This window comes from Mesorhizobium delmotii (assembly GCF_900149755.1).
Classification (GTDB): domain Bacteria; phylum Pseudomonadota; class Alphaproteobacteria; order Rhizobiales; family Rhizobiaceae; genus Mesorhizobium; species Mesorhizobium delmotii.
Window position 1 is genome coordinate 399,782 of record NZ_FUIG01000024.1, and the last position, 23,439, is coordinate 423,220.

A 23,439-nucleotide genomic window follows, 5' to 3' on the forward strand; every position below is an offset into this window, starting at 1 on the left:
CAACGCCGCCATGCTGAATCAGACCAAACCGGATCCCGTTCGGTCGCCCTTGCTGGAAAAGGCGCGGGCGCAAGGCATTCGCCACGGCTATTTCACCCGCGTCGGCGGCGTCTCCAGCGGCATCTATCGGGGCCTCAACATCGGCACCGGCTCGAGCGACGACCAGACGCAAGTAGCCGAGAACCGCCGCCGCGTCGCCGATTGGATGGGCGTGCCATCAAGCCATCTCTTGACCGCCCATCAAATCCATTCGCCCGACGTCGTCATCGCCAGGGAGCCTTTTCCCGGCGAGCGGCCCAAGGCCGACGCCGTCGTCACCGACCGGCCGGGCATCGCCGTCGGCGCCTCGACCGCCGATTGCGGACCGGTGCTGTTCGCCGATGCCGAGGCGCGTATCATCGGCGCAGCCCATGCGGGCTGGAAGGGCGCCTTGTCAGGCGTGCTGGAAAACACCATTGCGGCGATGGAAGGCCTCGGCGCCCGGCGCGAGCGCATCGTTGCGGTTCTCGGTCCTTCCATCGGACCAGAAAACTACGAGGTAGGACCGGAATTCGTCGACCGCTTCGTCGAGGCCGACGCCGGCAACATCCGCTATTTCGCGCCTTCCGCGAAATCAGGGCACGCGATGTTCGACCTCAACCTCTATACGGTCGATCGGCTGACCCGGGCCGGCGTGATCGCCGACGGGCTCGGCCGCTGCACCTACGCCGAGGAGGATCTGTTCTATTCCTACCGGCGCAGCACCCATCGCAAGGAGCCGGATTACGGGCGGCAGATTTCGGCAATCGTTTTGGAGACAGAATAATGGCGCTGCATTTCGAACGGTCGGAATTTGACGCGCGGCGCGATCGGCTGATGATCGAGATCGCCGAGAAGAAGCTCGATGCCGTCCTGCTGTTTGCGCAGGAGAGCATGTACTGGCTGACCGGCTACGATACGTTCGGCTTCTGCTTCTTCCAGTGCCTCGTTGTGAAGGCAGACGGTTCGATGATACTGCTCACGCGCTCGGCCGATCTGCGCCAGGCGCGCCACACCTCGATCATCGACAACATCGTGCTGTGGACCGATCGCGACGGCGCCAATCCGGCGATCGACCTGCGCAATTTGCTCAACGACCTCGACCTGCTCGGCGCCCGCATCGGCGTCGAATACGACACCCACGGCCTGACCGCCTACAATGGCCGGCGCCTGGACGAGCAATTGCAGACCTTTGGCCAGATCGCCGACGCTTCCGGCATCGTCAACCGGCTGCGCCTGTTCAAGAGCCCGGCCGAAATCGCCAAGGTGGAAAAGGCCGCAAATCTCGCCGATGACGCGCTGGATGCGGCCCTGCCGCTGATCAAGCAGGGTGGCGACGAAGCCTTGATCCTTGCCGCCATGCAGGGCGCGATCTTTGCCGGCGGCGGCGATTATCCGGCCAACGAGTTCATCATCGGCTCTGGCGTGGACGCGCTGCTTTGCCGTTACAAGGCCGGCCGTCGCAAGCTGAGCAAGAACGACCAGCTGACGCTCGAATGGGCCGGCGTCTTCCACCACTACCATGCGGCGATGATGCGCACGGTGCTCACCGGCAAAGTGTCGAAACGTCACCAGGAATTGTTCGATGCTGCGCGCGCCGCACTTCTGGCGGTCGAAAAGGCGATGACGCCCGGAAACACCTTCGGCGATGTGTTCGACGCGCATGCCCGCACGCTCGAAGCGCACAACTTGACCAAACACCGGCTCAACGCCTGCGGCTATTCGCTCGGCGCCCGCTTCACCCCATCATGGATGGACATGCCGATGTTCTATCAGGGCAATCCCGAACCCATTGCGCCAAACATGACGCTGTTCGCCCACATGATCATCATGGACTCCGAAACCGAGACGGCAATGACGCTCGGCTGCACCTATCTGACGACTGAATCGCAGCCGAAACCGCTGTCCCGCCATGATCTCGACTTGATTGTGCAATGAATCCATAATGGTACGGATGCAAGGGCGTTCATCGCCAGGGAGTTTTGAGGGAATGAGGCGATCGCACGTGACGACCGTGTCATTGCTCGCGGCGCTGACGCTGGCCGCCTGCACCAACGCGAAGGACGTTCTCGAACCCTCGGCCATCGCCCCGCAGTCGCCAACGGCCGGAACCGGCACGGCTGCAACGCCCACCGCACCGGCAACGACCGCGCAGCCTTCCGCAGCAACAGAGCCGTCCGCGCCGGCGCAGCCCGCAACCACGACCGCGCCGCCCGCAAAGAGCGCCGCCGTCATCGCACGAACCCGCCTGCAGGTAGCGCCGATCGTCGGCGCCTCGGTGGAAGCCGCGACACCGCTGACCGCGGCGCTTCAGACGCGAGCCAAGCAGCGCGGCATCACCTTGGCAGGCAGCGCCGGCCAGACCCCGACGCACGTGCTGAAAGGCTATTTCTCGACGATGTCGGAAGGCAAGGATACCACCGTCATCTATGTCTGGGACGTCTATGACCCGGCAGGCAACCGGCTGCATCGCATCAACGGTCAGCAGAAGGCGCCCTCGGTCAATGATGGCGAAGGCTGGGCTGCCGTCGCGCCGGAGACCATGCAGGCGATCGCCGACCAGACGATCGACCAGTTCGCCACATGGCTTGGCGGCCAAGCGGGCTGACGGGCGGGCTGACATGTTGCCGGCTTCCCTCGCCGTCGACGTTTATTGAGATTAGCCGGCGGATTCCCGATCACGACGCTTGCAATACCGGCACGGGCCGCTAAAAGCCCCGACTAAGGGGCTCAAGAGAGTCTGCCAGAGTCTCCATCCTTCACCAGGAACGGTGCATGAAGCTTTTCGCGGGCAATTCCAACAGGGTGCTGGCCGAAGCGGTCGCCCGCTATCTCAACATCCCGCTGGGCAAAGCCAGCGTCAGGCGCTTCGCCGATCAGGAAATCTTCGTCGAAATCCAGGAGAATGTGCGCGGCGAGGATGTCTTCGTCCTGCAGTCCACCTCGTTCCCGACCAACGATCACCTGATGGAGCTGCTCATCATGATCGATGCCTTCATGCGCTCGTCGGCCAAGCGCATCACGGCGGTCATTCCCTATTTCGGCTATGCCAGGCAGGACCGCCGCGCCTCGGGCCGCACGCCGATCTCGGCCAAGCTGGTCGCCAACATGATCACGCGGGCAGGGGTCGATCGTGTCTTGACGCTAGATCTCCATGCCGGCCAGATCCAGGGCTTTTTCGACATCCCGACCGACAATCTGTTCTCGGTGCCGGTCATGGCCCGCGACGTGAAGGCGAAATACAAGAAGCTTGCCAATGTCATGGTCGTGTCGCCGGATGTCGGGGGCGTGGTCCGCGCCCGCGCGCTCGCCAAGCGCATCGATGCCCAGCTTGCCATCGTCGACAAGCGTCGCGAGCGCCCCGGTGAATCGGAAGTCATGAACGTCATCGGCGACGTGCGCGGCAAGGATTGCCTGCTGATCGACGACATCATCGATTCGGGCGGTACCTTGTGCAATGCGGCCGATGCGCTGCTTGCCGCCGGCGCCACCAGCGTCACCGCCTACACCACCCATGGCGTTTTGTCGGGCGGCGCCATCGCCCGCATCGGCGCCTCGAAACTGCAGGAACTGGTCATCACCGATTCGATCCAGCCGACCCAGGCGGTGCTCGACGCCAGCAACATCCGCGTCATCTCCATCGCCGACCTGATGGGCGAGGCGATCTCGCGCACGGCGACCGAAGAATCGGTGTCGAGCCTATTCGACTGAAATCTGCCAGCGCTACAGCGCCGCGCGTCCAGCGGACGCGCAAAGGACGCTGTAGCACTTTGAATTTGCGCATGATCCTTTCCGAACCGAAGGTTCGGGGGTCATGCGCTATCCGTTCGTCGACACCCTGATGTTGTCCCTTGACCCGCGCATATAGCCGCGCGGCGATGCCCCCAGCATGCGCTTGAACATGGTGATGAAGGCCGGCACGCTGTCATAGCCGAGGTCGAGCGCCACCCTGGTGATCGGCTCGCCGTCGGCCAGCCTCGGCAAGGCCGCGAACAGACAGGCCTGCTGGCGCCATGTCGACAGCGACAATCCGGTCTGGCGATGAAAGGCGCGGGTGAAGGAACGGCGGCTCATGCCGACGATATCGGCCCATTCGTCGATCGTCGCGTGCGGCGAGGGTGCTGCGACGAAGCGCCGGCAGAGTGCCGCAAGCCTTGGATCTGAAGGAAAAGGCAGGCCGAGCGGCCGTTCCGGCAGGTTCGGGATTTCATACAGCAGGAGGCTCATGATCAGCCCGCCGCGCCCCTCCAACTCGGCGCCCTGCGGCAGCTTTTCCGATTCCACGATCAGGCTGTGCATCAGATCTGTGATGCCGACGACGCGCAGCCCATGAGGCAGCCCCGCAATGGCGTCCGGCATCACATAGACCGAGCGCATGCTGACGTCGCCAAGCATCTCGACGGAATGCTCGGTGCCGGCGGGAATCCACATGGCATGATCGGGAGGCACCATCCAGCGCCCATGCCGCGTCGTCACCAGCACGACGCCGACAAGCGCATGCAGCAATTGACTGCGACTGTGACGGTGCTGCGGCACGTGGTAGCCGTCGGGATATTCGGTCGGCAGGGCCACCGCCGGCCCGACGGCCTGCTCCAGCCACTGCCAGCGGCGCTGATGCAACTGCCCGAGATCGGTGGACTGGCCGAGATCGGTGTCGCCCGGTTTGAAGATTTCGTTGTCATGCGGCATTGGGTATTGGCCCACTCGCGAAACTATTGGACCAAACCACGAAAGAAGTCGCCCGACAAGTGACTTATAAGGCAGCGGGGCCATAAGGGCCGCCTGCGGGAGCGCCCGCCAAAAAGACCATGGAGCCTGCCTTGACCGATACGACAGCCACCACCGCCGCCACGCCGGCGACGGCCAGCCACACTTCGGCGCAAGCGACGGCCTTCACCGTCATTCTTGCGGTGAGCTTCTGCCATTGTGTCAACGACGTCATGCAGTCGCTGCTGTCGGCGATCTATCCGCTGCTGAAGGACAATTACGGTCTCGATTTCTGGCAGATCGGTCTATTGACCTTCACCTTCCAGGTGACGGCGTCATTGCTGCAGCCGCTGATTGGCATGGTCACCGACAAGCGGCCGATGCCCTATTCGCTGCCCTATGGCATGGCGTCCTCGCTGATCGGCCTGATCGTGCTGGCCTATGCCGGACACTATTGGCTGCTGCTGATCGGCGCGTCGCTGATTGGCATCGGCTCGGCGATCTTCCACCCGGAATCCTCCCGCATCGCCCGCTTCGCTTCGGGCGGCAGGTTCGGCCTGGCGCAATCGCTGTTCCAGGTCGGCGGCAATCTCGGCCAGGCCATCGGGCCGCTGCTGGCCGCCTTCATCGTCGTGCCCTTCGGCCAGACCAGCATAGCCTGGTTTGCCGCCGGCTCGCTGATCGGCATCCTCGTACTGTGGCGGGTCGGCGGCTGGTACAGCCGCCTGCGCGCCTCGCTCGCCAACCGCAAGGCGGCCGGCTTCGTCTCGCCCTTCCCGCGCCGCAGGGTGATGGGCGCGCTGGCGGTGCTGACCTTGCTGGTGCTGACCAAGAACGCCTACATGGCCAGCCTCGCCAGCTACTACACCTTCTACGCCATCGATAAATTCGGCGTTTCGGTGCAGATGTCGCAAGTTATGCTGTTCCTGTTCCTGGGCGCCTCGGCGCTGGGCATCCTGCTCGGCGGCCCGTTCGGCGACCGCTACGGACAGAAGGCGATGATCTGGTTCTCTATCGTCGGCGTGCTGCCCTTTACGCTGGCCCTGCCCTACGCCAATTTCGAATGGACGATGATCCTGACCGTGCTGATCGGCCTGATCCTGTCCTCGGCCTTCTCGAACATCGTCGTCTTCGCCCAGGAGCTGGTGCCGGGCCGCGTCGGCATGATCGCCGGTATCTTCTTCGGCTTCGCCTTCGGCATGGGCGGCATCGCCGCCGCCGTGCTCGGCGTCGTCGCCGACATGAAAGGCATCGACTTCGTCTTTCAGATCTGTTCCTACCTGCCGTTGCTCGGGCTGCTGACGGTTTTCCTTCCCAACATGAGGCAAGCCAGGAAGATCGATGAAGAGACCACGATCGGTGAAGCTTGAGTTGGATTTCGGCCTTAAGCTACGCTGTCATTGCTCTCAGGAGCAGCCGTCTTCCTGCTCACCCTACGCGTGAGTATGGTCACAGGTCGATTTTTGTCGTCACGTGCCACAAAGCTTTCTAAACGCACTGATCGCAGCGACGACTCTGGAATGGACGTCCTTGTCTGAAGGAACGGGAAGAGTGTGAATGACCCGCCGGATCTGCAGATCACTGATCAGCAGGTTCAGGAACCAATCGGCCGCTATGCGCGCAGACGGCGCGGCCAGCGCACCGCTCTCCAAGCCGCGCTGGATCAATTTCTCGATCAGCGGAAATACCGAATCGCGGCCGCCTGCGGCAATCGTCGCACCCAATTCGCCGCTTTCGTCAGAAGCAGCCGCGCGGTTCAGCGAGATTGCCCGCTCGCCAAGCAGCATCGAAAGGAGGATCGGAGCAACATCTTCAAGGGTTACCAGAGGATCGGCTTCGTCCCTGATTGCCGCATCCAGTGCCGCCTTCGTACTCCTTGCATTGTTTTCGACCATCGTCTTGAACAGGCCCTTCTTGTCGCCATACCAGCGATAGAGGGTTTCATTTGACGCCTTTGCCTCTTTGGCTATGCCAAGCATGGAAGTCCCGCCGTAGCCTCTCTCCTTGAGAAGCTTGTAGGCTGCCCTCTCGATCTGTGCCCGACGCGCAGCCTTGGTGTCTTCACGCATTCCAATCCCCGAAACTGCCAATCTCTGAATCTACTTGACCAAAACCGTACACTTTTGTACGTATATGTGAAAGCGTACACGATGATACGGTTCTATGGAAGCAGTGATGCCTGGCATAGTGGCAGGATTGTCGGTCACATCGATCGTCTTTTCCGGAGCGATTTTCGGATTTTTCTACGCCTGGGTCTGCTCCACAATGTGGGGCCTCGACCAGACCGATCCCCGAGTGGCGATCGAGGCTATGCAGGCGATGAATGCATCGGTTCGCAACGCCGTGTTCTTTCCGGCATTCTTTTTGACGCCGGTCGTTCTGGGGCTCACGGCTGCCGCGATGCTTGTCGATGGCCGCAAGTCGCCTGCGTTCTGGTTCGCTGCCGCGGCGCTCGTCTATCTGACATCGGGCCTTTTCCTCACATTGACGGTGAACGTGCCGATGAACGAGGCATTGGCAGCAATTCCCGTTCCCAAGGATATCGAGACTGCGCGAGAGATCTGGCAGGACTATTCACAACGGTGGCAGTTCTGGAACTAGGCGCGAACCATCGCTTCAGGAATCGCCTTGGCTCTTGCCGGCTTCGGCCTGGTGAGGTTGTGACCGGGAGAGCGTCCAGCAGAGCAAGGTGGCCAGCCGACATCAGGCAAGGCCGCGGTGAATGACATTGGCATGCCTTGCCAGCAGGCGCCAACGCGCTTCCGGCGTGTGCCGTCCGGTCTGCCGCGGGCATCGCCCCTGTGGCGGTTCCAGTTTCCATTCATATTCGGGCTTGGGCCGGCGACGCCGACTTTGGCTTCTGTCAGCCGCTTTCGTAGTTCATGCCGTCGACATCAAGGTCTGAGGTCAGCCACTCGGGAAAACCGCCTTCGAACCGGCGTGAGGCCCGGCCTCGCGTCCTCAGGATTGCCAGCGCGTCGGCAGAAAGAACGCACTGGACACCACGGCAATAGGCGACGATGACCTTCTCTCGTGGAAGCTCCGCAAGTCGATCCTCCAGCTCACCAACGGGAATGTTGATCGCACCCGGCAAATGCCCGGCTGCGTATTCCTCCTGCGGCCGAACGTCGAGCAGCACGACTTCGTCGTCCCGCATGCGGCGCACGAGTTCCTCGCGCGAGATGTTCTCCAGCCTGTCCGGCCGGCTCATAGTGTCGTTGATGAGCTCACGGATTTGCTCGCGCCTATGGTTCGCAAGGCTTCGCAAGGCCGCCAGCACGTCTTCGATTGGCCCATCTGCCAAACGATAGAGCACGCGTTTCCCGTCTCGCCGGGTCTGCACCAAGCCGGCCCGCTTGAGGTGTTGAAGATGCTGCGAGGTGTTGGCCAACGCGATCCCGGAAAGCTGCGTCAGCTGTTCTACCGCCAATTCGCCGTCGGCAATGTGGCGGAGGAGAACCAGCCGGTGTGCATGTCCCAGCGTTCGGGCGAGATCGGCTATTTCGTCAAAGATCGGATGATGGACGTCTGCGTTTTTCATACCGCATGGCTACCATCAATCAAACGATCAATCAATACATTGAATGAGATGTTCTAATCGGCTAGTGTCTGACTCCGTGGACAAGGCGGGAGCATAGAAATGGATGAGCAGGTTGAGTTCGTTGTCCGCGCAGCCGCGATCGGAGCAGGAGCGACGGCGGTGATGGATCTTTGGGGGTTGTTTCTGAAGCTTGCGTTCGCAATTCCATCGCTTGATTATGCCTGGGTCGGCCGCTGGATCGGGCACTTTCCGCGAGGACGTTTCGCGCATGCGAATATCGCGCAGGCGCCCCGAATTCGTGGCGAAACGCCTATCGGATGGGTTGCGCATTACGCGATCGGCATCGTCTTTGCTGCATTGCTGATGGGAGTATGGGGCCTCGACTGGGCACGACATCCGACATTGCTTCCTGCCCTTCTTGTCGGCATGTCCACTGTCGTCGCCCCATTCTTCCTAATGCAGCCAGCTTTTGGAGCCGGCATTGCGGCATCGAAAACTCCCAATCCGCACACTGCGCGTCTGCGCAGCCTCATGACTCATCTGTCCTTCGGGGTCGGGCTGTATGTCGCTGCGTTGCTTTCGGCACTCCTGTTTCCGGTCTGACACTGATCGATTGCGGTCGGCTTTCGACCCAGTCTCCTGCCCAGCCATACTTCCTGTTACTGGCTGATCGCAACCAGGACGGAGCCCGCTTCCACCTTGGCCGGATAGGTCCTGAGATTCACACAGGGCGGCAGCCGCATTGCCGCGCCGGTGCGATAGTCGAAGGCGCCGGCGTGCTTGGGGCATTCGACCTCGTAGTCCATGACCAGCCCCTCGGCGAGATGGACAGCCTCATGCGTACACAGGCCATCGGTGCAGAAGACCTCGTCATCCGGCGAGCGGAAGACGGCGTAGGTCCGGCCGCAATGATCGAAGCGGCGGGCGCCTTCCTGTTCGATGTCGTCGAGGCTGCAGGCCCTGATCCAGCTGGACATGTGCTTTCCTTCGATAATGAACCGCAGGGCACCTCCAGGACGGCCAATGCCTCCGCCCTGGAGGTTTGCTGCGGCCTAATTCTTGTTGAGGTAGTCGTTCATATTCGCGGGCGTGACCAATTCGAACGGGACATAGACAACGCGATCGACCTTCTCGCCCCTGGCAAGAGCGAGTGCCGCGTCGATGCCGCCGCCGCCCTGCCCCTTGGCGTTCTGGAACACCGTCACCGCAAGATCGCCGGCCTTCATCGACTGCAGGCCATCCTGGGTGGCATCGATGCCGCCGACGACGACGTCCTTCATGTCGACGCCGTTCGCCTTCAGCGCCAGGATGGCGCCGATGGCGGATTCGTCATTGTTGGCGATGACGGCGTCCGGCGCCTGACCGGCGGTCAGCCAGTTGGTCATCAGGTTCTGCGCATTGTCGCGCGCCCACTCGGACGACTGCTTATCGACGATCTCGATGAAGTTGCACATGTCGGTGCGGAAGATCTGTTCGACATCTTTCGTCCGCTGCAGCGCTGCCTGGTGAACGAGACTGCCCATGACGATGTAGGCCTTGGCGCCCGCCGACTTGCCCTTGGCGCGCAGCAGCTTGCATACCTCGAACGCCTCCAATGTGCCGGATTCAACCTCGTTGGAACCGACATAGACCTGCTTGTCGGGAAGATTGGCCATGTCGGTGGGCTCGAGATTGACGAAGACGAGCGGAATACCAGCGCCCGCGGCCTCGTCGCTGATGGTCTTGGAAGCGTTGGTGTCGACCAGCGTGACGACGATGGCGTCGACGCCGTTGGCGATGAAGTTCTTCACCTGGTCGAGCTGCTTGGCGACATCGTTCTGCGCATCCTCGACCTGGATGCCGGCGCCCTTTTCCTTGGCTCGGTCCTGCATGCCGTGCATCAGCAGCGTCTGGAAATTGTTGTCGAAATTGACGATGCTGACGCCGATCGTTTCTGCCATCGCAGCGGTCGACATCATTGTCGCCAACGCTGCCGAACACAGAAGTTTCTTCATGGATTTCCTCCCTCTGGACGTGGAGTGCCGGCTCACTCCTTTTTGGAATACCGGCCCTTTCGGGATGGCTGACAGCGCTATTTGGCCGCGGCGTTGGCGCGCGCCTTCTTCTTCTCGTAACGGGCCTGCATGCGGGCCTCGCCTTCCTTGCTGCCGTCGTGGAAAGTGCCGAACCACCTGTCGAACGGGATGAGGCCGTCGCCGTAGTTCACCTCGAAATATTTGTGGTGGAGGTAGTGGATGTAGGCGTGACTATTGACGGCTTTGTCCTCGCCGAGTTCGACCTTGTCGAAGCCGACATGGCCGGGGATGGCGCCGAAGCCGGCGAAGTGAAGTTGATAGAGCGCCAGGATCGGGTTGGACGGGATGATGAGATGCCAGAGTGATACGCCGAGATAGCCGAACTGCTCGATCGGATGCATCGACAGCGACGACCATGGCGAGGGGTTCACCGAATTGTGGTGGACCGAATGCACCCATCGGTAAAGCGGCCCCCAATGGATGGCCCTGTGCAGCAGGAAGAAATGGGTTTCGTGGATGATCGGCGCCGCCAGCGCCAGGCAGAACAGGTAGAGCGGGTGCTCGGCAAAGGTGAGCCACGGCACGTAACCGTTGGCGTAAGCATGGAGGATGGCGACCTCGATCACCGTCCAGATCGGCAGCCCGGTGCCGAAGGTGCGCAGCATGTTGTCGATGTTCTGGCTTCCGAAGAAAAAGGCCTTGCTCTTCTGCTCGGACGGCCATTTGCCGTTGTATTTGAACCTGTTGCCCTGAGCCCGCAAGATGTAGAGCCGGAGCTCGAAGACGCCGAAGAACAATAGAAGGGCTGCGCAGTTGACGAGGAACAGCCTGACGATCCAGCCCCAGGACAGCGTCTTCATCATTTCGATGTCGGGCAGCACGAAGTGCCACCAGGCCACCGCCGAAAGGGCGAACAGCAGATTGTAGGGCAGGAAGTAGTGCGGCAGCCACTTAAGCAGCGCGAGCGGCCGTGGCGGAAAGACGAAGAGCGGCGCGGCGCCGGCCGGTTCATCGGGGGCCCAGTCGCCGCGCTTGTTGCGCTTGCCGTGTTTCAGGTCGTCCATATCGTTTCTCACAAGGCTTGGGAGAGGGTCAGGAAGCGGTCGAAGACGGCATCGTCCATGTCGACCTGATGCCCTGCTTGGGGGTAAGTGCCACCGGCCACGTCGGTCGCGAAGGCACGGAAAGCGGCGATGCGCTTTGCCTGTAATTCGGCCTCCAGCGTGACGAAATCGGCATAACGCTTGGAATGGCGGGGGTAGTGGCCGGTGTGGGTGCCGAGCACGTCGCTGGAAAACAGATACTGCGTGTCGCAAGCCGAGCCGCAGCCCATGCCCATGGTGATCAGCGGCGTCGAGCGGGTGATGTGCTCGGCCAACCGCACCGGCACCACCTCGACCTCGATGCAGGCAGCGCCCGCATTCTCCAAATCCTTGGTTGCGCGCAGGACCTTGAGGGCCTCCTCGGCTGTCCTGCCCACAGCGCGAAAATTCGTCCAGGTGGCACGGTTCGGCACCAGGCCGACATGGCCGGTGACGGGAATGCCTTCCACCGCCATGGCTTCGATGAAGCGCGGCGAATGCGAGCAATAGATCGCGTCAGCGCCGCGCTTCATCATGGCGAAGCCGAGCCGCACCGCTTCGTCGGGCGAGGCAACCGCGCCATGCGGCATGCCGACCGACAGGAACGCGTGAGGTGCGGCGGCGCGGATAGCTCCGAGATTGTGGTCGGGCTCGCAGGACAGGATGGTGATGTCGCAGGCAACCGCCGCAGCCGCTTCGGCCGGCGTATCGACATGCAGTTGCAGCCATTTGCGAGTGCCCTTGGCGCTCTGCAGATCGTAGGCCGTCAGCCGTCTGGTCACCTGTCATCCTCCCGTTTGCTGAGGGGATAACATCGCGGCTGGCGGAAGGCCGCTTATTCCTTGATCAAATCAGATCAAACGTTCTCGGCAGTGAAAGTGACGAAGCGGATCGGCGGATTGTCGACCGGCAGGTCGTGCAGGTTCAATTTCGACAGCACCAGATCCATGGCGCGCCTGGCCTGCGCCTCCGGCGCCTGATCGAGCACGACATCCATGGTGCCTTGGCGAAGGGCAGCGGCGCTGCGCTCGGTGAGTTCATGGCCGACGAAGAAGACCTCGCGGCCACGCGGATGGCGTCTTAGCACGTCGTTCAGCGCGGCGTTGGCGCCGCCGGCATTATAAAGCCCGGCAAGGTCCGGCCACCGCGTTAGCGTCTCGACCAGTTGCCCGGCGTTTCGGTCGCCCTCGTCATGGCCGAACAGGGCCGCGACCGGTTCGAAATCGCCGCCGGCCGCCATCACATAGTCGAAGAAGCCCCGCACGCGGTCGCGGTGCACGCGGTAAATCTGGCTATGGCAGATCGCCACCACCTTGCCCGGCCGCCTTTGCATGCGCGACATCAGCAGCCCGGCCATGCGCCCAGCGGCATAATTGTCGATGCCGACATAGGCGCCGCTGGTGCCGGAAATCTGCGTGACAATCTGCACCGTCGGGATCTTCTCCGCCTCCAGCCGCCTCAGCGCCGCACCGACCAGCGGATGGTCGGGGACCGCCAGGATGAGGGCGGCACGGCGTATGTCTGGATCGAGTATCCGTCGCGCGATGGCCGCGGGATCTGCCTCATCGAGAAATGTCCGGTGTACGGCGATCGTCCGATCCAACGTGGCAGCGATGCGCTCGAAGGCGCGAGACAGGCGGGCAAAGAAGGTGGCGTCCGGACGGACCAGAATGACCTCGATCCTGATCACCCCTCGATGGGCTTCCGGCAAGCGGCGCGGATAGTCGAGCGAGCGCGCGGCGGCGACGACCTTTTCGGCGGTTGCGGGCCTGACACCGCCCCTGCCGTTCAGCACGCGTTCGACCGTCGCTGTGCCGACCCCGGCGCGGTGGGCTATCTCAAGGAAAGTGGGCTTCGGAATCTTGGTTCTCCGTTGTCACGATGCCGAAGCCTGGCCAGCCGCATCCGATTTTCCAAGATAGATCATCTTCCGACTCTTCCGAAAGAACCCATCCCGGCGATGTTCGCAATCGAATGCACCGGCTGTCCGGCAGTCGGTTGCTTCAGGGCTTTCGGAGTGACAATGTCGGCTCCTGGGCCAAAGGCAGACATTCATTGCAATGCCCGCCCTTTGGCTTGCACCCCGCCCCACCTTCCGCTATAGAGCCGCCACCCGCGTAGACACCCTTGGAGGCAACGCGGCGGAAGGCTGTCCGGCCCGCGTGATCCCAAAAAAGATTTTGGACCAGATCATGTAAGGCCATGACGGCTTTCGACGTTTACGGCCCAGGCATCTCGCCGGCCGCGAACGCTCCAGAACAACGCGAAAGGAAATGCCATGAGCGATACTTACGAGCTCAAGGCCGAAGCGCGCGAACAGGTCGGTAAGGGGTCCGCCCGTGCAGTTCGCCGCAACGGTAAAGTGCCTGCAGTAATCTACGGTGACAAGCAGCCTCCCCTGGCGATTGCCCTCACCTACAAGGACATCTACTACAAGATCCATGGCGGCGGGTTCCTGACCACGATCGCCACGATCGATGTCGACGGCAAGAAGATCCAGGTCCTGCCCAAGGACTACCAGCTCGACCCGGTCAAGGATTTTCCGGTCCATGTCGACTTCCTGCGCATCGGCAAGGACACAGAAGTCAATGTCGACGTGCCGGTCCACTTTATCAACGAGGACAAGTCGCCCGGCATCAAGCGCGGCGGCGTGCTCAACATCGTGCGTCACGAAGTCGAGTTCCACTGCCCGGCCAATGCGATCCCGGAATTCATCACCGTCGATCTCACCGGCACCGATATCGGCGATTCGATCCACATCTCGGCGGTCAAGCTGCCGGCCGGCGTCAAGCCGGTGATCTCCGACCGCGACTTCACCGTCGCAACCATCGCCGGCTCCGCGGCGATGAAACCGGAGGCGGAGGAAGAGGCGGTCGAAACGGCTGAGCCCGAAGCGGCTCCTGCCGCCGAAGAGAAGTAATCCCTTTCCGCCCGGAGGTGACGATGCTGCTGTTTGCAGGCCTCGGCAATCCGGGCGCGAAATACGCTGACAATCGGCACAATGTCGGCTTCATGGCGGCGGACGCAATCGCCCGCCGCCATTCCTTTTCGCCGTGGTCGAAAAAGTTTCAGGGCCTGATCGCCGAAGGCACGCTTGGCGGCGAAAAGGTCGTCCTGATCAAGCCGCAGACCTTCGTGAATCTGTCCGGCCAGTCGGTCGGCGAAGCCCTGCGCTTTTACAAGCTCGACGCTTCGGCGCTGACCGTCTTTTATGACGAGATCGACCTTGCCGCCGGCAAGGTGCGGATCAAGGTCGGCGGCGGTTCCGGTGGCCACAACGGTATCCGCTCGCTCGACCAGCATGTCGGAAAGGATTTCCGCCGTGTGCGCATTGGCGTCGGCCACCCCGGCGCCAAGGAAATGGTGCATGGTCATGTGCTCGGCGATTTCGCCAAAAGCGACCGCGAGTGGCTGGACGTGCTGCTCGACACCATCGCTGACGCTGCCGGACTGCTTGCCAAAGGCGACGACAATTCCTTCATGAATCGCGTGACGCTGGCCTTGCGCGACAAGCTCACGCCGACGGGCGACGACGACCGCCCGCCACCCAAGGCGCCAAAAACACAAAGCCACGTCCGTCAGGCGCGGCCGCAGCAGCCGGCGGTCAAGCTGCCCGAAACCGGCCCGATGGCCGCCATGCTGAAAAAGCTGTTTGGCGGCAAGGAATGAGCCTCGCCACGGATCGGGGCCGAAGGGGTTGACGTTCGTCACCCCTTTCGCCCATAGCCCTCATCAAATTCGATTTCCCGATAGGACCGGATAAAAATGGGTTTCAAATGCGGCATCGTTGGCTTGCCCAACGTCGGCAAGTCGACGCTTTTCAACGCGCTGACCAGGACGGCGGCGGCGCAGGCCGCCAACTATCCGTTCTGCACCATCGAGCCGAACACCGGCGAGGTGGCGGTGCCCGACCCGCGCCTGCAGAAGATCGCGGCGATCGGCAAATCGAAGGAGATCATCCCGACCCGCATCTCCTTCGTCGACATCGCCGGCCTGGTGCGCGGCGCCTCGAAGGGCGAAGGGCTGGGCAACCAGTTCCTGGCCAATATCCGCGAGGTCGACGCCATCGTCCATGTGCTACGCTGCTTCGAAGATGACGACATCACCCATGTCGAGGGCCGCATCGATCCCGTCGCCGACGCCGAGACCGTCGAAACCGAGCTGATGCTCGCCGACCTCGACAGCCTCGAGCGCCGCATCGTGCAGTTCCGCAAGCGCGCTTCCGGCAAGGACAAGGAGGCGCTGACCGTGCTTCCGATGATGGAAGCAGCTCTTGAACTCCTGCAGGCCGGCAAGCCGGCTCGCATCCTGCTCAAAGGTATCTCCGCGGAGGATCTGCGCATCCTGCAGGGGTTGAACCTGCTGACGTCGCACCCCGTGCTCTATGTCTGCAATGTCGCCGAGGCCGACGCCGCTACCGGCAACGCGCACACCAAAGCGGTCGAACAGATGGCTGCCGCACAAGGCGCCCGCACCGTGGTGATTTCCGCGGCGATCGAAGCCGAGGTCGCGCAGCTCAGCGATGAAGAGGAAATGGAATTTTTGGCAACGCTGGGCCTTGAGGAACCCGGCCTGAACAAGGTGATCCGCGCCGGCTACGAGTTGCTGCAGCTCATCACCTATTTCACCGTCGGGCCGAAGGAGACGCGCGCCTGGACCGTGCACAAGGGCGCCAAGGCGCCGGAGGCTGCAGGCGTCATCCACACCGATTTCGAGCGCGGCTTCATCCGCGCCCAGACCATCGCCTACAACGACTTCGTCACGCTGGGCGGCGAAGTGGCGGCCAAGGAGGCCGGCAAGGCGCGCGACGAAGGCAAGGAGTATGTCGTCCAGGACGGCGACATCATGCTGTTCAAGTTCAACACCTGAGCTGACCGACGGCGCGCCGGCAGCCATCATGGCCGCCGGCGCGATCACAGCCTCGTGCACGCCGCACGAGCCCTTTCCGCGCGGCTTGACTGCCCGCAATGCCCGGTCTAAGGGGCGTCTGCGCCCGGCCCCGCGCTTTCGTCAAAGCGCCCGTCCGGTGCAATCCGAAACGACGCTCGAACCCATCCTTTTGGCCTCAGCAAGGGAGACCCGGCGATGATCAAGGCATTCGTCGTGGACAATGATCGCCTGCGCCTTGCCGACGATCTCTTGGCAAACAGCGACCAGGTCGTCTGGGCCGACCTTGTGAGCCCGACAAAGGAAGAGGAAGCGGCCATCGAGGCCTGGCTCGGTGTTGCCATTCCGACGCGCGAGGAGATGGAGGAGATCGAGATTTCCAGCCGCCTCTATGTCGAGGACGGTGCCTATTTCATGACCGCCATTCTGCCGGCCCAGACCGAGGCCGATGATCCCCTGATGTCGCCGGTCACCTTCGTGCTGGCCGGCAACAGGCTGATCACGGTGCGCTACCACGAACCGAAGGCTTTCAAGACTTTTCCGCAGCGTGCCGAGAAAGTGGCGACCGGCTGCACCAGCGGCGACACCATCCTGATCGGCCTGCTGGAGGCGATCGTCGACCGCCTCGCCGACATTCTGGAGCGCGCCGGCCGCGACATCGAGACGATCTCGCGCGACATCTTCCAGCCAAGCTCGACCAAGGCTTCCAAACGCAACCGCGATTTTCAGGAATTGCTGAAGGCCATCGGCCGCAAGGAAGACATCGCCTCCTCGATCCGCGACAGCCTGATCTCGCTGCAGCGGCTCGCCGGCTTCCTCACCCACGCCTCGACCCAGACCAAGATGAGCAAGGACATTCGCGCCCGTATCAAGACCTTGTCGCGCGATGTGCTGTCGCTCGCCGACCACGCCACCTTCCTGTCGCAGAAGATCAACTTCCTGCTCGACGCGACGCTCGGCATGATCTCGATCGAGCAGAACGCCATCATCAAGATCTTCTCTGTCGCCGCGGTCATCTTCCTGCCGCCGACGCTGGTCGCCTCAATCTACGGCATGAATTTCAATGTCATGCCCGAACTGACCTGGAACTTCGGCTATCCTTTCGCCATTGGCTTGATGATCCTCTCGGCGATCCTGCCCTTCTGGTATTTCCGCCGCCGCGGCTGGTTGTAGAGGCTTCGGAGCTTCTCTTGCGTTGGGCGCGATGGCCTGGCGCATCAGAAATGACTTGACCAAATCCCGTCCCGCCTGCATCCGGGACCCTATCCGTGGCGATCGTACAAACTTGAACCGGATTCCAGACCATGACCGGAAAGAACTCCATACCATGACCGGAAAGACTTGGGCCTATGAGGATTTCGTCGAGGGCGCCTCGCTCGACCTCGGTACGAAGCTGGTGAGCGCGGCCGAGATCATCGAATTCGCGCAAGAGTTCGATGCGCAGCCGATGCATCTCGACGAGGCCGCGGGCAGAGCCAGCATCCTTGGCGGGCTGGCGGCCTCCGGCTGGCACACCTGCGCGATGTTCATGCGCATGCTGTGCGACGCCTTCCTGCTCGACTCGACCTCGCAAGGCGCCCCCGGGGTCGATCAGGTCCGGTGGAAGAGGCCGGTGCTGGCCGGCGACATCTTGAGCGGCAACACCACCGTCCTTGCCAAGCGTCTGTCCAGGTCCAAGCCTCAGCTCGGCCTCGTCACCATGCGCAGCGAGCTTTTCAACCAGCGTGGCGAAGGCGTCTTCGAACTCGAGAACACCGTCATGTTCCTCGCCCGTGATGCCGCACAGGGCCGCTCATGACATTGGACGAGTTCTTCTGCATCGGCATCACCGTCACGCTCGGTTCGCACAAATTCGAACCCGAGGCGATCAAGGCGTTCGCCAGGAAATACGATCCGCAGATATTCCATCTCGACGAGGAGGCGGCGAAGAACAGCGTGTTCGGCGGCCTGTGCGCCTCGGGCTGGCACACAGCCGCAACCTGGATGAAATTGAACCTTGAGACCGGCGTGGAGGCCGAGGGCGCCCGCTGGGCCGGCGCTGAGCCCGCACCCGAATTCGGCCCCTCGCCCGGCTTCAAGAACCTCAAATGGCTGAAGCCCGTCTATGCCGGAGAAACCGTGACCTTCACCCGCACCACGCTTGCCCACCGCCCCATCGCATCGCGGCCGGGCTGGCGAGTGCTGACGCTGCGCTCGGAGGCTTTCGATTCGACCGGTGACAAGGTCATCGAGTTCGAAAGCGCCGTGCTGGTGAAAGTGGGATAGTCTCTTCCTTCTCCCCTTGTGGGAGAAGGTGGCCGAGCGAAGCTCGGTCGGATGAGGGGTGCTCCAGCTTGGCACTGCGGCACTCCGTCCAACACCCCTCTTCCGTCTCGGAGCTGCACTTCAATGCCCTTCAAACCCGATCAGCGTCCTGACCGGCACGCCGAGTGCTTCGAGCTTGTCGCGGCCGCCGAGGTCCGGCAGGTCGATGACGAAGCAGGCGGCGAGAATGTCGGCGCCGATCTGCCGCAACAGCTGGACCGCCGCCGCCGCCGTGCCACCGGTGGCGATCAGGTCGTCGACCAGGATCACCTTTTCGCCCGGAGATACGCCATCCCTGTGCATCTCCATCTCGTCCAGCCCGTATTCGAGGCTGTAGGCGACGCGCACCGTTTCGTAAGGCAGCTTGCCCTTCTTGCGGATCGGCACGAAGCCGGCCGAGAGCTGGTGGGCGACGGCGCCGCCAAGGATGAAGCCGCGCGCCTCGATGCCGGCGATCTTGTCGACTTTCTTGCCGGCATAGGGATGCACCAGCTCGTCGATGGCGCGGCGGAAGGCGCGCGCATTGCTTAGCAGCGTGGTGATGTCGCGAAACAGGATACCCGGTTTGGGATAGTCCGGAATGGTGCGGATCGCGGCAAGCAGCGTGTCTTCGAGCGAAGGTTTCATGGGCGGCTCTCCGGGCATTCGTCCGATTCGACTTGAAGACGTGAAAAGGAACTCTGGCCGATCGTAACCCGGCGCGGCCGGCGACGGCTACCGCGATGTGGCGCCTGGAAGAAAATTGTCCGGCAAAGGACTGAGCCGGCCGCCTTTAGAGCGACGTGCGTCCACTTGGACGCACAAAAGTACGCTCTAAAACTTTTGAAATCTACGCATCGTGCTTTCCGAAAATCGATTCCGATTTTCGGGCCGATGCGGTAGGAAATACGAAAAGGGCGTCTTTCGACGCCCTTTCAGTCTCGTGGGTTTGCGTAGCTCAATGCGCCACGCCGGCCCACACCTTGCGCTTGGTCAGATAGACCAGCGCGCCGAACACCAACAGGAAAACCAGCACGCGAAAGCCGGTTTTCTTGCGGGCTTCAAGATGCGGCTCGGCTGCCCACATCAGGAAGGCCGACACATCGCGGGAATACTGGTCGACCGTCTGCGGCGAGCCGTCGTCATAGGTCACCTGGTCGTCGGAAAGCGGGTTGGGCATCTTCAGCGACACGCCCGCTATGAAGTACGGATTGTAGTGGGTGCCTTCCGGTATCTCCATGCCCGCTGGCGGCTGCTCGTCATAGCCGGTCAGCAGCGAGTGGATATAGTCGGGACCGCCCTGGGCGTATTGCGTGAAGATGTCGAAGACGAAACGCGGAAAACCGCGCGTGACGCCGCGCGCCTTGGCCAGCAGCGACATGTCGGGCGGGGCAGCCCCGCCATTGGCGGCCGCCGCTGCCTGCTCGTTGGGGAACGGCGCCGGGAAATGGTCGGACGGTATGCCGGGACGATCGAACATGTCGCCGGCATCGTTGGGACCGTCATTGATCGTGTACTCGGCGGCCAGCGCCTTGACCTGCGCTTCCGAATAGCCAAGGTCTTCCAGTGTGCGGAACGCCACCAATTTCATCGAATGGCAGGCCGCGCAGACTTCCTTGTAGACCTTCAGTCCGCGCTGCAGCTGCGCCTTGTCGTACGTGCCGAACGGCCCGGCGAAGCTCCAGTCCATCTCCTTCGGCTCGTGTATCGGGAAATGCGTCGGCTGGGCTTCGTTGTGCGCCTCCTCCTGGGCGATGGCCCCGGTGGTCGAGGCCGCAGTGCCTGCCAACACAAGGCCGAGCAGCGCCAGCGAGGTGAGAATCGTCTTCATGCCAAATCCCCTTGAGATTCTCTGCCGCGCCGTCGTCGTCTCGAGCATGAGCTTGTCCGAAAACCGGTCTCCACTTTTCGGCAACATGCTCAGCCCTTGGCTTCCGGTGCGGCTGTCGCGCGAGCCGGATGCCCACCACCGCCACCCTTGTTCTTCTCGAGTACCGCCTCGGTGATCGAATTCGGCAACCGCCGCGGGGTCTCGATCAGGCCAAGCACCGGCAGCACGACCAGGAAGAAGGCGAAGTAGAACAATGTCGCCATCTGCGCCATGAAGACATAGCTGCCCTCGGCCGGCTGCGAACCCAGCCAGCCAAGCAGGACGGCATCGATCACGAACAGCCAGAAGAACAATTTGTACCAGGGCCGGTAGACCGCCGAGCGCACCTTTGAGGTGTCGAGCCACGGTACCAGGAACAGCATGGCGATGGAGCCGAACATCGCGAGCACGCCACCGAGCTTGGAGTTGATCGGCCCGATATTGAAGGTGATGGCGCGCAGGATCGCGTAGAACGGCAGGAAGTACCATTCCGGCACGATATGGGCAGGCGTCTTCAGCGGGTCGGCGACTGTGTAGTTGTCGGGATGGCCGAGAAAGTTCGGCAGGTAGAAGACGAAGTAGGCGAAGATGAACAGGAACACGAGCATCCCGAACGCGTCCTTGATGGTCGCATAAGGGGTGAAGGCGACGGTATCGGTCTTCGACTTGACCTCGATGCCGGTCGGGTTCGACTGGCCGACCACATGCAGCGCCCATATGTGCAGCACGACGACGCCGGCGATCATGAACGGCAAGAGATAGTGCAGTGAAAAGAAGCGGTTCAGCGTCGGGTTGTCGACAGCGAAGCCGCCGAGCAAAAGCTGCTGGATCCACTCGCCGACCAGCGGGACGGCGCTGAAGAAGCCGGTGATGACGGTCGCGCCCCAGAACGACATCTGCCCCCAGGGCAGGACATAGCCCATGAAACCTGTCGCCATCATCAGGAGGTAGATGATGCAGCCGAGGATCCACAGAAGCTCGCGCGGCGCCTTGTAGGAACCGTAGTAGAGGCCGCGGAAGATGTGGATGTAGACGGCGACGAAGAAGAATGACGCGCCGTTCGAATGCAGGTAGCGCAACAGCCAGCCCGAATTCACGTCGCGCATGATCTTCTCGACCGAATCGAAGGCGAGAGTGCTGTCCGCCGCATAGTGCATGGCCAGCACGATGCCGGTCAGCATCTGCGCCACCAGCATGGTCGCCAGGATGCCGCCGAAGGTCCACGCATAGTTGAGGTTGCGCGGCACCGGATAAGCGACGAAGCTGTCATAGACCAGCCGCGGCAGCGGCATGCGGGCGTCGAACCAGCGTCCGATACCGGTCTTGGGCGTATAGGTCGAGTGTCCCTCGCTCATCGAAATATCCCTTAGCCTCAGCCGATACGGATCTTGGTGTCGGAAATGAACTGGAACACCGGCACCGACATGTTCTCCGGCGCCGGCCCGCCGCGGACGCGGCCCGAGGTGTCGTATACCGAGCCGTGACACGGGCAGAACCAGCCGCCGAACTCGCCTTCCTGGCCGAGCGGGATGCAGCCGAGATGGGTGCAGACCTGGACCATCACTATCCAGGCTTCCTTGCCCGGCATGGTGCGGTTGGCGTCCGTCGCCGGCGCATCGGCCGGCAAATTGGCGTTGCGAGCGAGCGGATCCTTGAGCTCGGCCAGATTGACCGCCTCGCCGTCCTTCATCTCTTGTTCGGTGCGGTTGCGCACCACCACCGGCTTGCCGCGCCATTTCACGACAAGCGACATTCCCGGCGTCAGCGAGGAGACATCGACCTCGACCGAGGCCAGCGCCAGTGTCGAGGCATCAGGGCGCATCTGGTCGATGAACGGCCAGGCGACGGCACCCGCGCCGACCACCGCGGCCATGCCGGTGGCGACATAGAGAAAATCACGACGGTTGGGATCCTGGATGTCGGTTGCGCTCACGGGTGCCTGATCCTTTCGCCTCTTCCGTGCCGGTGGCCGAGGCTTGTTCCCCGCTCTTTCACGCCAACCCGACAGCGCATGGCGAACAGGCTAGCGAATTCCTCCGGCAATTGGCCTTCGGTTTATGCGTGAAGCCCGTTTTTGTCCAGACGGGTGAAGGCACAAGGGCAGATTGTCGCGGGGACGCAATTCGGCGTCGGGCGGCATGGCGGCGAAGAGGGCGAAACCACAGGAAAACAATGGCAAAACCGGCGCCGGTGTTTGCCTCGACAGGAGACCCAGCCTCGGTCTATCCTCGGCTCATGGCGCATGTCATCGACCGCGACAAATGGGCCAGGACGCCCGATCGCTGCCCCGACCATTGGCAGGGCGAACTGCAGTGCGGCGCGTACGGCTCCAGAAGCTGCCTGATCTTCAACTACCTGCCGGAGATCGGCGGCGGCCCGCGGCTGCACATGCATCCCTATTGCGAGATTTTCATCATCCGAACTGGCACCGGCCTGTTCACCGTCGGCGATCGGCAGATCGAGGCGTCGGCCGGCCAGATCCTGATCGTGCCGCCGAACACGCCGCACAAATTCACCAATCTCGGCCCAGGTCCGCTGGAGACCACCGACATCCACGAAAACGGCAGCTTCATAACCGAATGGCTGGAGTAGGCCATGATCCCGAACCGAAGGTCCGCGTCAGCGATAACCGGAAACCAGTTTTCGGGATCAATGGCCGAAGTCGGACCCTGAGCGGACATTCTCAGCGCTCTTCCGCATTTCTCTCTATAGCCGACTTTCAAAGGAATCAGCGCCAATGACCTGGTTCAGACGTTTGTGAGTCGATCTGGCCGCCCGAAACAGTCCTTCCCCGACTGACGCAAACGGTCTCGACTTCTTAAGCAGGCTGCCAGATTTCCTCTTCGGTAGCTTTCAACATGATCTACTCCCGCGGCGGGCTGGTCGCACCGCGCTGCAAAGGTTTGCGAAAACCTCATCAATAGACCGATGTCGCCGAGCTTTCAACGTCCGGCGCGGCAACGCGGGATGTCCGCGTGGGTCATTCCTTCCGGTTTGAGAACGGGAAGGTTGCGCCCATCTCGGCCATTGCGCCGG

Annotated in this window: 26 protein-coding genes and 1 pseudogene; 14 read left to right on the forward strand and 13 right to left on the reverse strand. The window is 62.3% G+C overall.

Annotation, left to right across the window (positions count from 1 at the left end):
• Positions 1–10: 10 nt before the first annotated feature.
• From pgeF to BQ8482_RS15940, 4 genes are all read left to right on the forward strand, one after another.
• Positions 11–805 (forward strand): peptidoglycan editing factor PgeF, encoded by a 795-nt coding sequence (gene pgeF, locus BQ8482_RS15925; protein ID WP_123148560.1) that lies wholly within the window; start codon positions 11–13, stop codon positions 803–805.
• The gene (locus BQ8482_RS15930) at positions 805–1,956 is read left to right on the forward strand and encodes a M24 family metallopeptidase (RefSeq protein WP_123148468.1); all 1,152 of its coding nucleotides are present in this window, start codon (positions 805–807) and stop codon (positions 1,954–1,956) included. Before pgeF ends, BQ8482_RS15930 begins: the two co-directional genes overlap by 1 nt.
• A gap of 52 nt (positions 1,957–2,008) precedes the next feature.
• The gene (locus BQ8482_RS15935; RefSeq protein ID WP_123148469.1) at positions 2,009–2,626 is read left to right on the forward strand and encodes a hypothetical protein; all 618 of its coding nucleotides are present in this window, start codon (positions 2,009–2,011) and stop codon (positions 2,624–2,626) included.
• A 167-nt stretch (positions 2,627–2,793) separates the two neighbouring features.
• A complete protein-coding gene (locus tag BQ8482_RS15940; RefSeq protein WP_123148470.1) occupies positions 2,794–3,729 on the forward strand; it encodes a ribose-phosphate pyrophosphokinase in 936 nt (311 codons plus the stop codon).
• A gap of 108 nt (positions 3,730–3,837) precedes the next feature.
• Here the strand turns inward: BQ8482_RS15940 and BQ8482_RS15945 are convergent, their stop codons facing one another.
• Entirely contained in the window at positions 3,838–4,707 is an 870-nt protein-coding gene (locus BQ8482_RS15945) for an AraC family transcriptional regulator (RefSeq protein WP_123148471.1), read from the reverse strand.
• A gap of 119 nt (positions 4,708–4,826) precedes the next feature.
• Here BQ8482_RS15945 and BQ8482_RS15950 point away from each other — a divergent pair, with 119 nt between their 5' ends.
• Positions 4,827–6,095 (forward strand): MFS transporter, encoded by a 1,269-nt coding sequence (locus BQ8482_RS15950; protein ID WP_123148472.1) that lies wholly within the window; start codon positions 4,827–4,829, stop codon positions 6,093–6,095.
• Positions 6,096–6,194: 99 nt separating this feature from the next.
• On the opposite strand, the gene BQ8482_RS15955 is transcribed toward BQ8482_RS15950, so the two are convergent.
• Positions 6,195–6,794 carry a TetR/AcrR family transcriptional regulator gene (locus BQ8482_RS15955; RefSeq protein WP_123148473.1) on the reverse strand — a complete coding sequence of 200 codons (600 nt, stop codon included), beginning with the start codon at positions 6,792–6,794 and terminating at the stop codon, positions 6,195–6,197.
• 106 nt (positions 6,795–6,900) lie between these two features.
• Here BQ8482_RS15955 and BQ8482_RS15960 point away from each other — a divergent pair, with 106 nt between their 5' ends.
• Positions 6,901–7,326, forward strand: coding sequence for an anthrone oxygenase family protein (locus tag BQ8482_RS15960; RefSeq protein WP_342210958.1), 426 nt, complete (start codon positions 6,901–6,903; stop codon positions 7,324–7,326).
• A 262-nt stretch (positions 7,327–7,588) separates the two neighbouring features.
• Here the strand turns inward: BQ8482_RS15960 and BQ8482_RS39275 are convergent, their stop codons facing one another.
• Both BQ8482_RS39275 and BQ8482_RS39280 read right to left on the reverse strand, forming a co-directional pair.
• Complete coding sequence (locus BQ8482_RS39275; protein WP_244602833.1) at positions 7,589–7,936, reverse strand: rhodanese-like domain-containing protein; 348 nt, start codon at positions 7,934–7,936, stop codon at positions 7,589–7,591.
• Positions 7,937–8,062: 126 nt separating this feature from the next.
• A pseudogene (locus BQ8482_RS39280) lies at positions 8,063–8,266 on the reverse strand (ArsR/SmtB family transcription factor); the annotation flags it as partial.
• Between the two features lie 99 nt (positions 8,267–8,365).
• Between BQ8482_RS39280 and BQ8482_RS15970 the strand changes: the two are divergent.
• Positions 8,366–8,869, forward strand: a complete 504-nt coding sequence (locus BQ8482_RS15970; protein ID WP_123148475.1) for a DUF2938 domain-containing protein — start codon at positions 8,366–8,368, stop codon at positions 8,867–8,869.
• 56 nt (positions 8,870–8,925) lie between these two features.
• On the opposite strand, the gene BQ8482_RS15975 is transcribed toward BQ8482_RS15970, so the two are convergent.
• From BQ8482_RS15975 to BQ8482_RS15995, 5 genes are all read right to left on the reverse strand, one after another.
• Positions 8,926–9,243 (reverse strand): MocE family 2Fe-2S type ferredoxin, encoded by a 318-nt coding sequence (locus BQ8482_RS15975; RefSeq protein ID WP_123148476.1) that lies wholly within the window; start codon positions 9,241–9,243, stop codon positions 8,926–8,928.
• Between the two features lie 75 nt (positions 9,244–9,318).
• The gene (locus BQ8482_RS15980; protein ID WP_123148477.1) at positions 9,319–10,260 is read right to left on the reverse strand and encodes a substrate-binding domain-containing protein; all 942 of its coding nucleotides are present in this window, start codon (positions 10,258–10,260) and stop codon (positions 9,319–9,321) included.
• A gap of 77 nt (positions 10,261–10,337) precedes the next feature.
• On the reverse strand, positions 10,338–11,345 hold the full coding sequence (locus BQ8482_RS15985) for a sterol desaturase family protein (RefSeq protein WP_123148478.1): 1,008 nt from the start codon (positions 11,343–11,345) through the stop codon (positions 10,338–10,340).
• Between the two features lie 8 nt (positions 11,346–11,353).
• Positions 11,354–12,145 (reverse strand): 3-methyl-2-oxobutanoate hydroxymethyltransferase, encoded by a 792-nt coding sequence (locus tag BQ8482_RS15990; RefSeq protein WP_123148479.1) that lies wholly within the window; start codon positions 12,143–12,145, stop codon positions 11,354–11,356.
• Between the two features lie 74 nt (positions 12,146–12,219).
• Entirely contained in the window at positions 12,220–13,224 is a 1,005-nt protein-coding gene (locus tag BQ8482_RS15995) for a LacI family DNA-binding transcriptional regulator (protein WP_123148480.1), read from the reverse strand.
• A gap of 417 nt (positions 13,225–13,641) precedes the next feature.
• On the opposite strand from BQ8482_RS15995, the gene BQ8482_RS16000 reads away from it, so the two are divergent.
• From BQ8482_RS16000 to BQ8482_RS16025, 6 genes are all read left to right on the forward strand, one after another.
• Complete coding sequence (locus BQ8482_RS16000; protein WP_123148481.1) at positions 13,642–14,283, forward strand: 50S ribosomal protein L25/general stress protein Ctc; 642 nt, start codon at positions 13,642–13,644, stop codon at positions 14,281–14,283.
• Positions 14,284–14,306: 23 nt separating this feature from the next.
• Positions 14,307–15,032: an aminoacyl-tRNA hydrolase gene (gene pth, locus BQ8482_RS16005; RefSeq protein ID WP_123148482.1), complete on the forward strand. Its 726-nt coding sequence runs from the start codon at positions 14,307–14,309 to the stop codon at positions 15,030–15,032.
• 96 nt (positions 15,033–15,128) lie between these two features.
• Positions 15,129–16,232 (forward strand): redox-regulated ATPase YchF, encoded by a 1,104-nt coding sequence (gene ychF / locus BQ8482_RS16010; protein WP_123148483.1) that lies wholly within the window; start codon positions 15,129–15,131, stop codon positions 16,230–16,232.
• A gap of 216 nt (positions 16,233–16,448) precedes the next feature.
• The gene (gene corA, locus BQ8482_RS16015) at positions 16,449–17,423 is read left to right on the forward strand and encodes a magnesium/cobalt transporter CorA (RefSeq protein ID WP_027151044.1); all 975 of its coding nucleotides are present in this window, start codon (positions 16,449–16,451) and stop codon (positions 17,421–17,423) included.
• Between the two features lie 154 nt (positions 17,424–17,577).
• A complete protein-coding gene (locus tag BQ8482_RS16020) occupies positions 17,578–18,048 on the forward strand; it encodes a MaoC family dehydratase (RefSeq protein ID WP_123148484.1) in 471 nt (156 codons plus the stop codon).
• Complete coding sequence (locus tag BQ8482_RS16025) at positions 18,045–18,515, forward strand: MaoC family dehydratase (RefSeq protein ID WP_123148485.1); 471 nt, start codon at positions 18,045–18,047, stop codon at positions 18,513–18,515. The genes BQ8482_RS16020 and BQ8482_RS16025 overlap by 4 nt, the downstream gene beginning before the upstream one ends.
• Before the next feature lie 120 nt (positions 18,516–18,635).
• Here the strand turns inward: BQ8482_RS16025 and BQ8482_RS16030 are convergent, their stop codons facing one another.
• The 4 genes from BQ8482_RS16030 to petA all read right to left on the reverse strand — a co-directional run bounded on the left by BQ8482_RS16030 (position 18,636) and on the right by petA (position 22,336).
• Complete coding sequence (locus tag BQ8482_RS16030) at positions 18,636–19,181, reverse strand: adenine phosphoribosyltransferase (protein WP_123148486.1); 546 nt, start codon at positions 19,179–19,181, stop codon at positions 18,636–18,638.
• Between the two features lie 310 nt (positions 19,182–19,491).
• Positions 19,492–20,364, reverse strand: coding sequence for a cytochrome c1 (locus tag BQ8482_RS16035; protein WP_123148561.1), 873 nt, complete (start codon positions 20,362–20,364; stop codon positions 19,492–19,494).
• An 89-nt stretch (positions 20,365–20,453) separates the two neighbouring features.
• The gene (locus BQ8482_RS16040) at positions 20,454–21,758 is read right to left on the reverse strand and encodes a cytochrome b (RefSeq protein ID WP_123148487.1); all 1,305 of its coding nucleotides are present in this window, start codon (positions 21,756–21,758) and stop codon (positions 20,454–20,456) included.
• Between the two features lie 17 nt (positions 21,759–21,775).
• A complete protein-coding gene (petA, locus tag BQ8482_RS16045) occupies positions 21,776–22,336 on the reverse strand; it encodes a ubiquinol-cytochrome c reductase iron-sulfur subunit (protein WP_095491618.1) in 561 nt (186 codons plus the stop codon).
• A 302-nt stretch (positions 22,337–22,638) separates the two neighbouring features.
• Between petA and BQ8482_RS16050 the strand changes: the two genes are divergently transcribed.
• Entirely contained in the window at positions 22,639–22,995 is a 357-nt protein-coding gene (locus BQ8482_RS16050; protein ID WP_095491671.1) for a cupin domain-containing protein, read from the forward strand.
• Positions 22,996–23,439 lie beyond the last annotated feature (444 nt).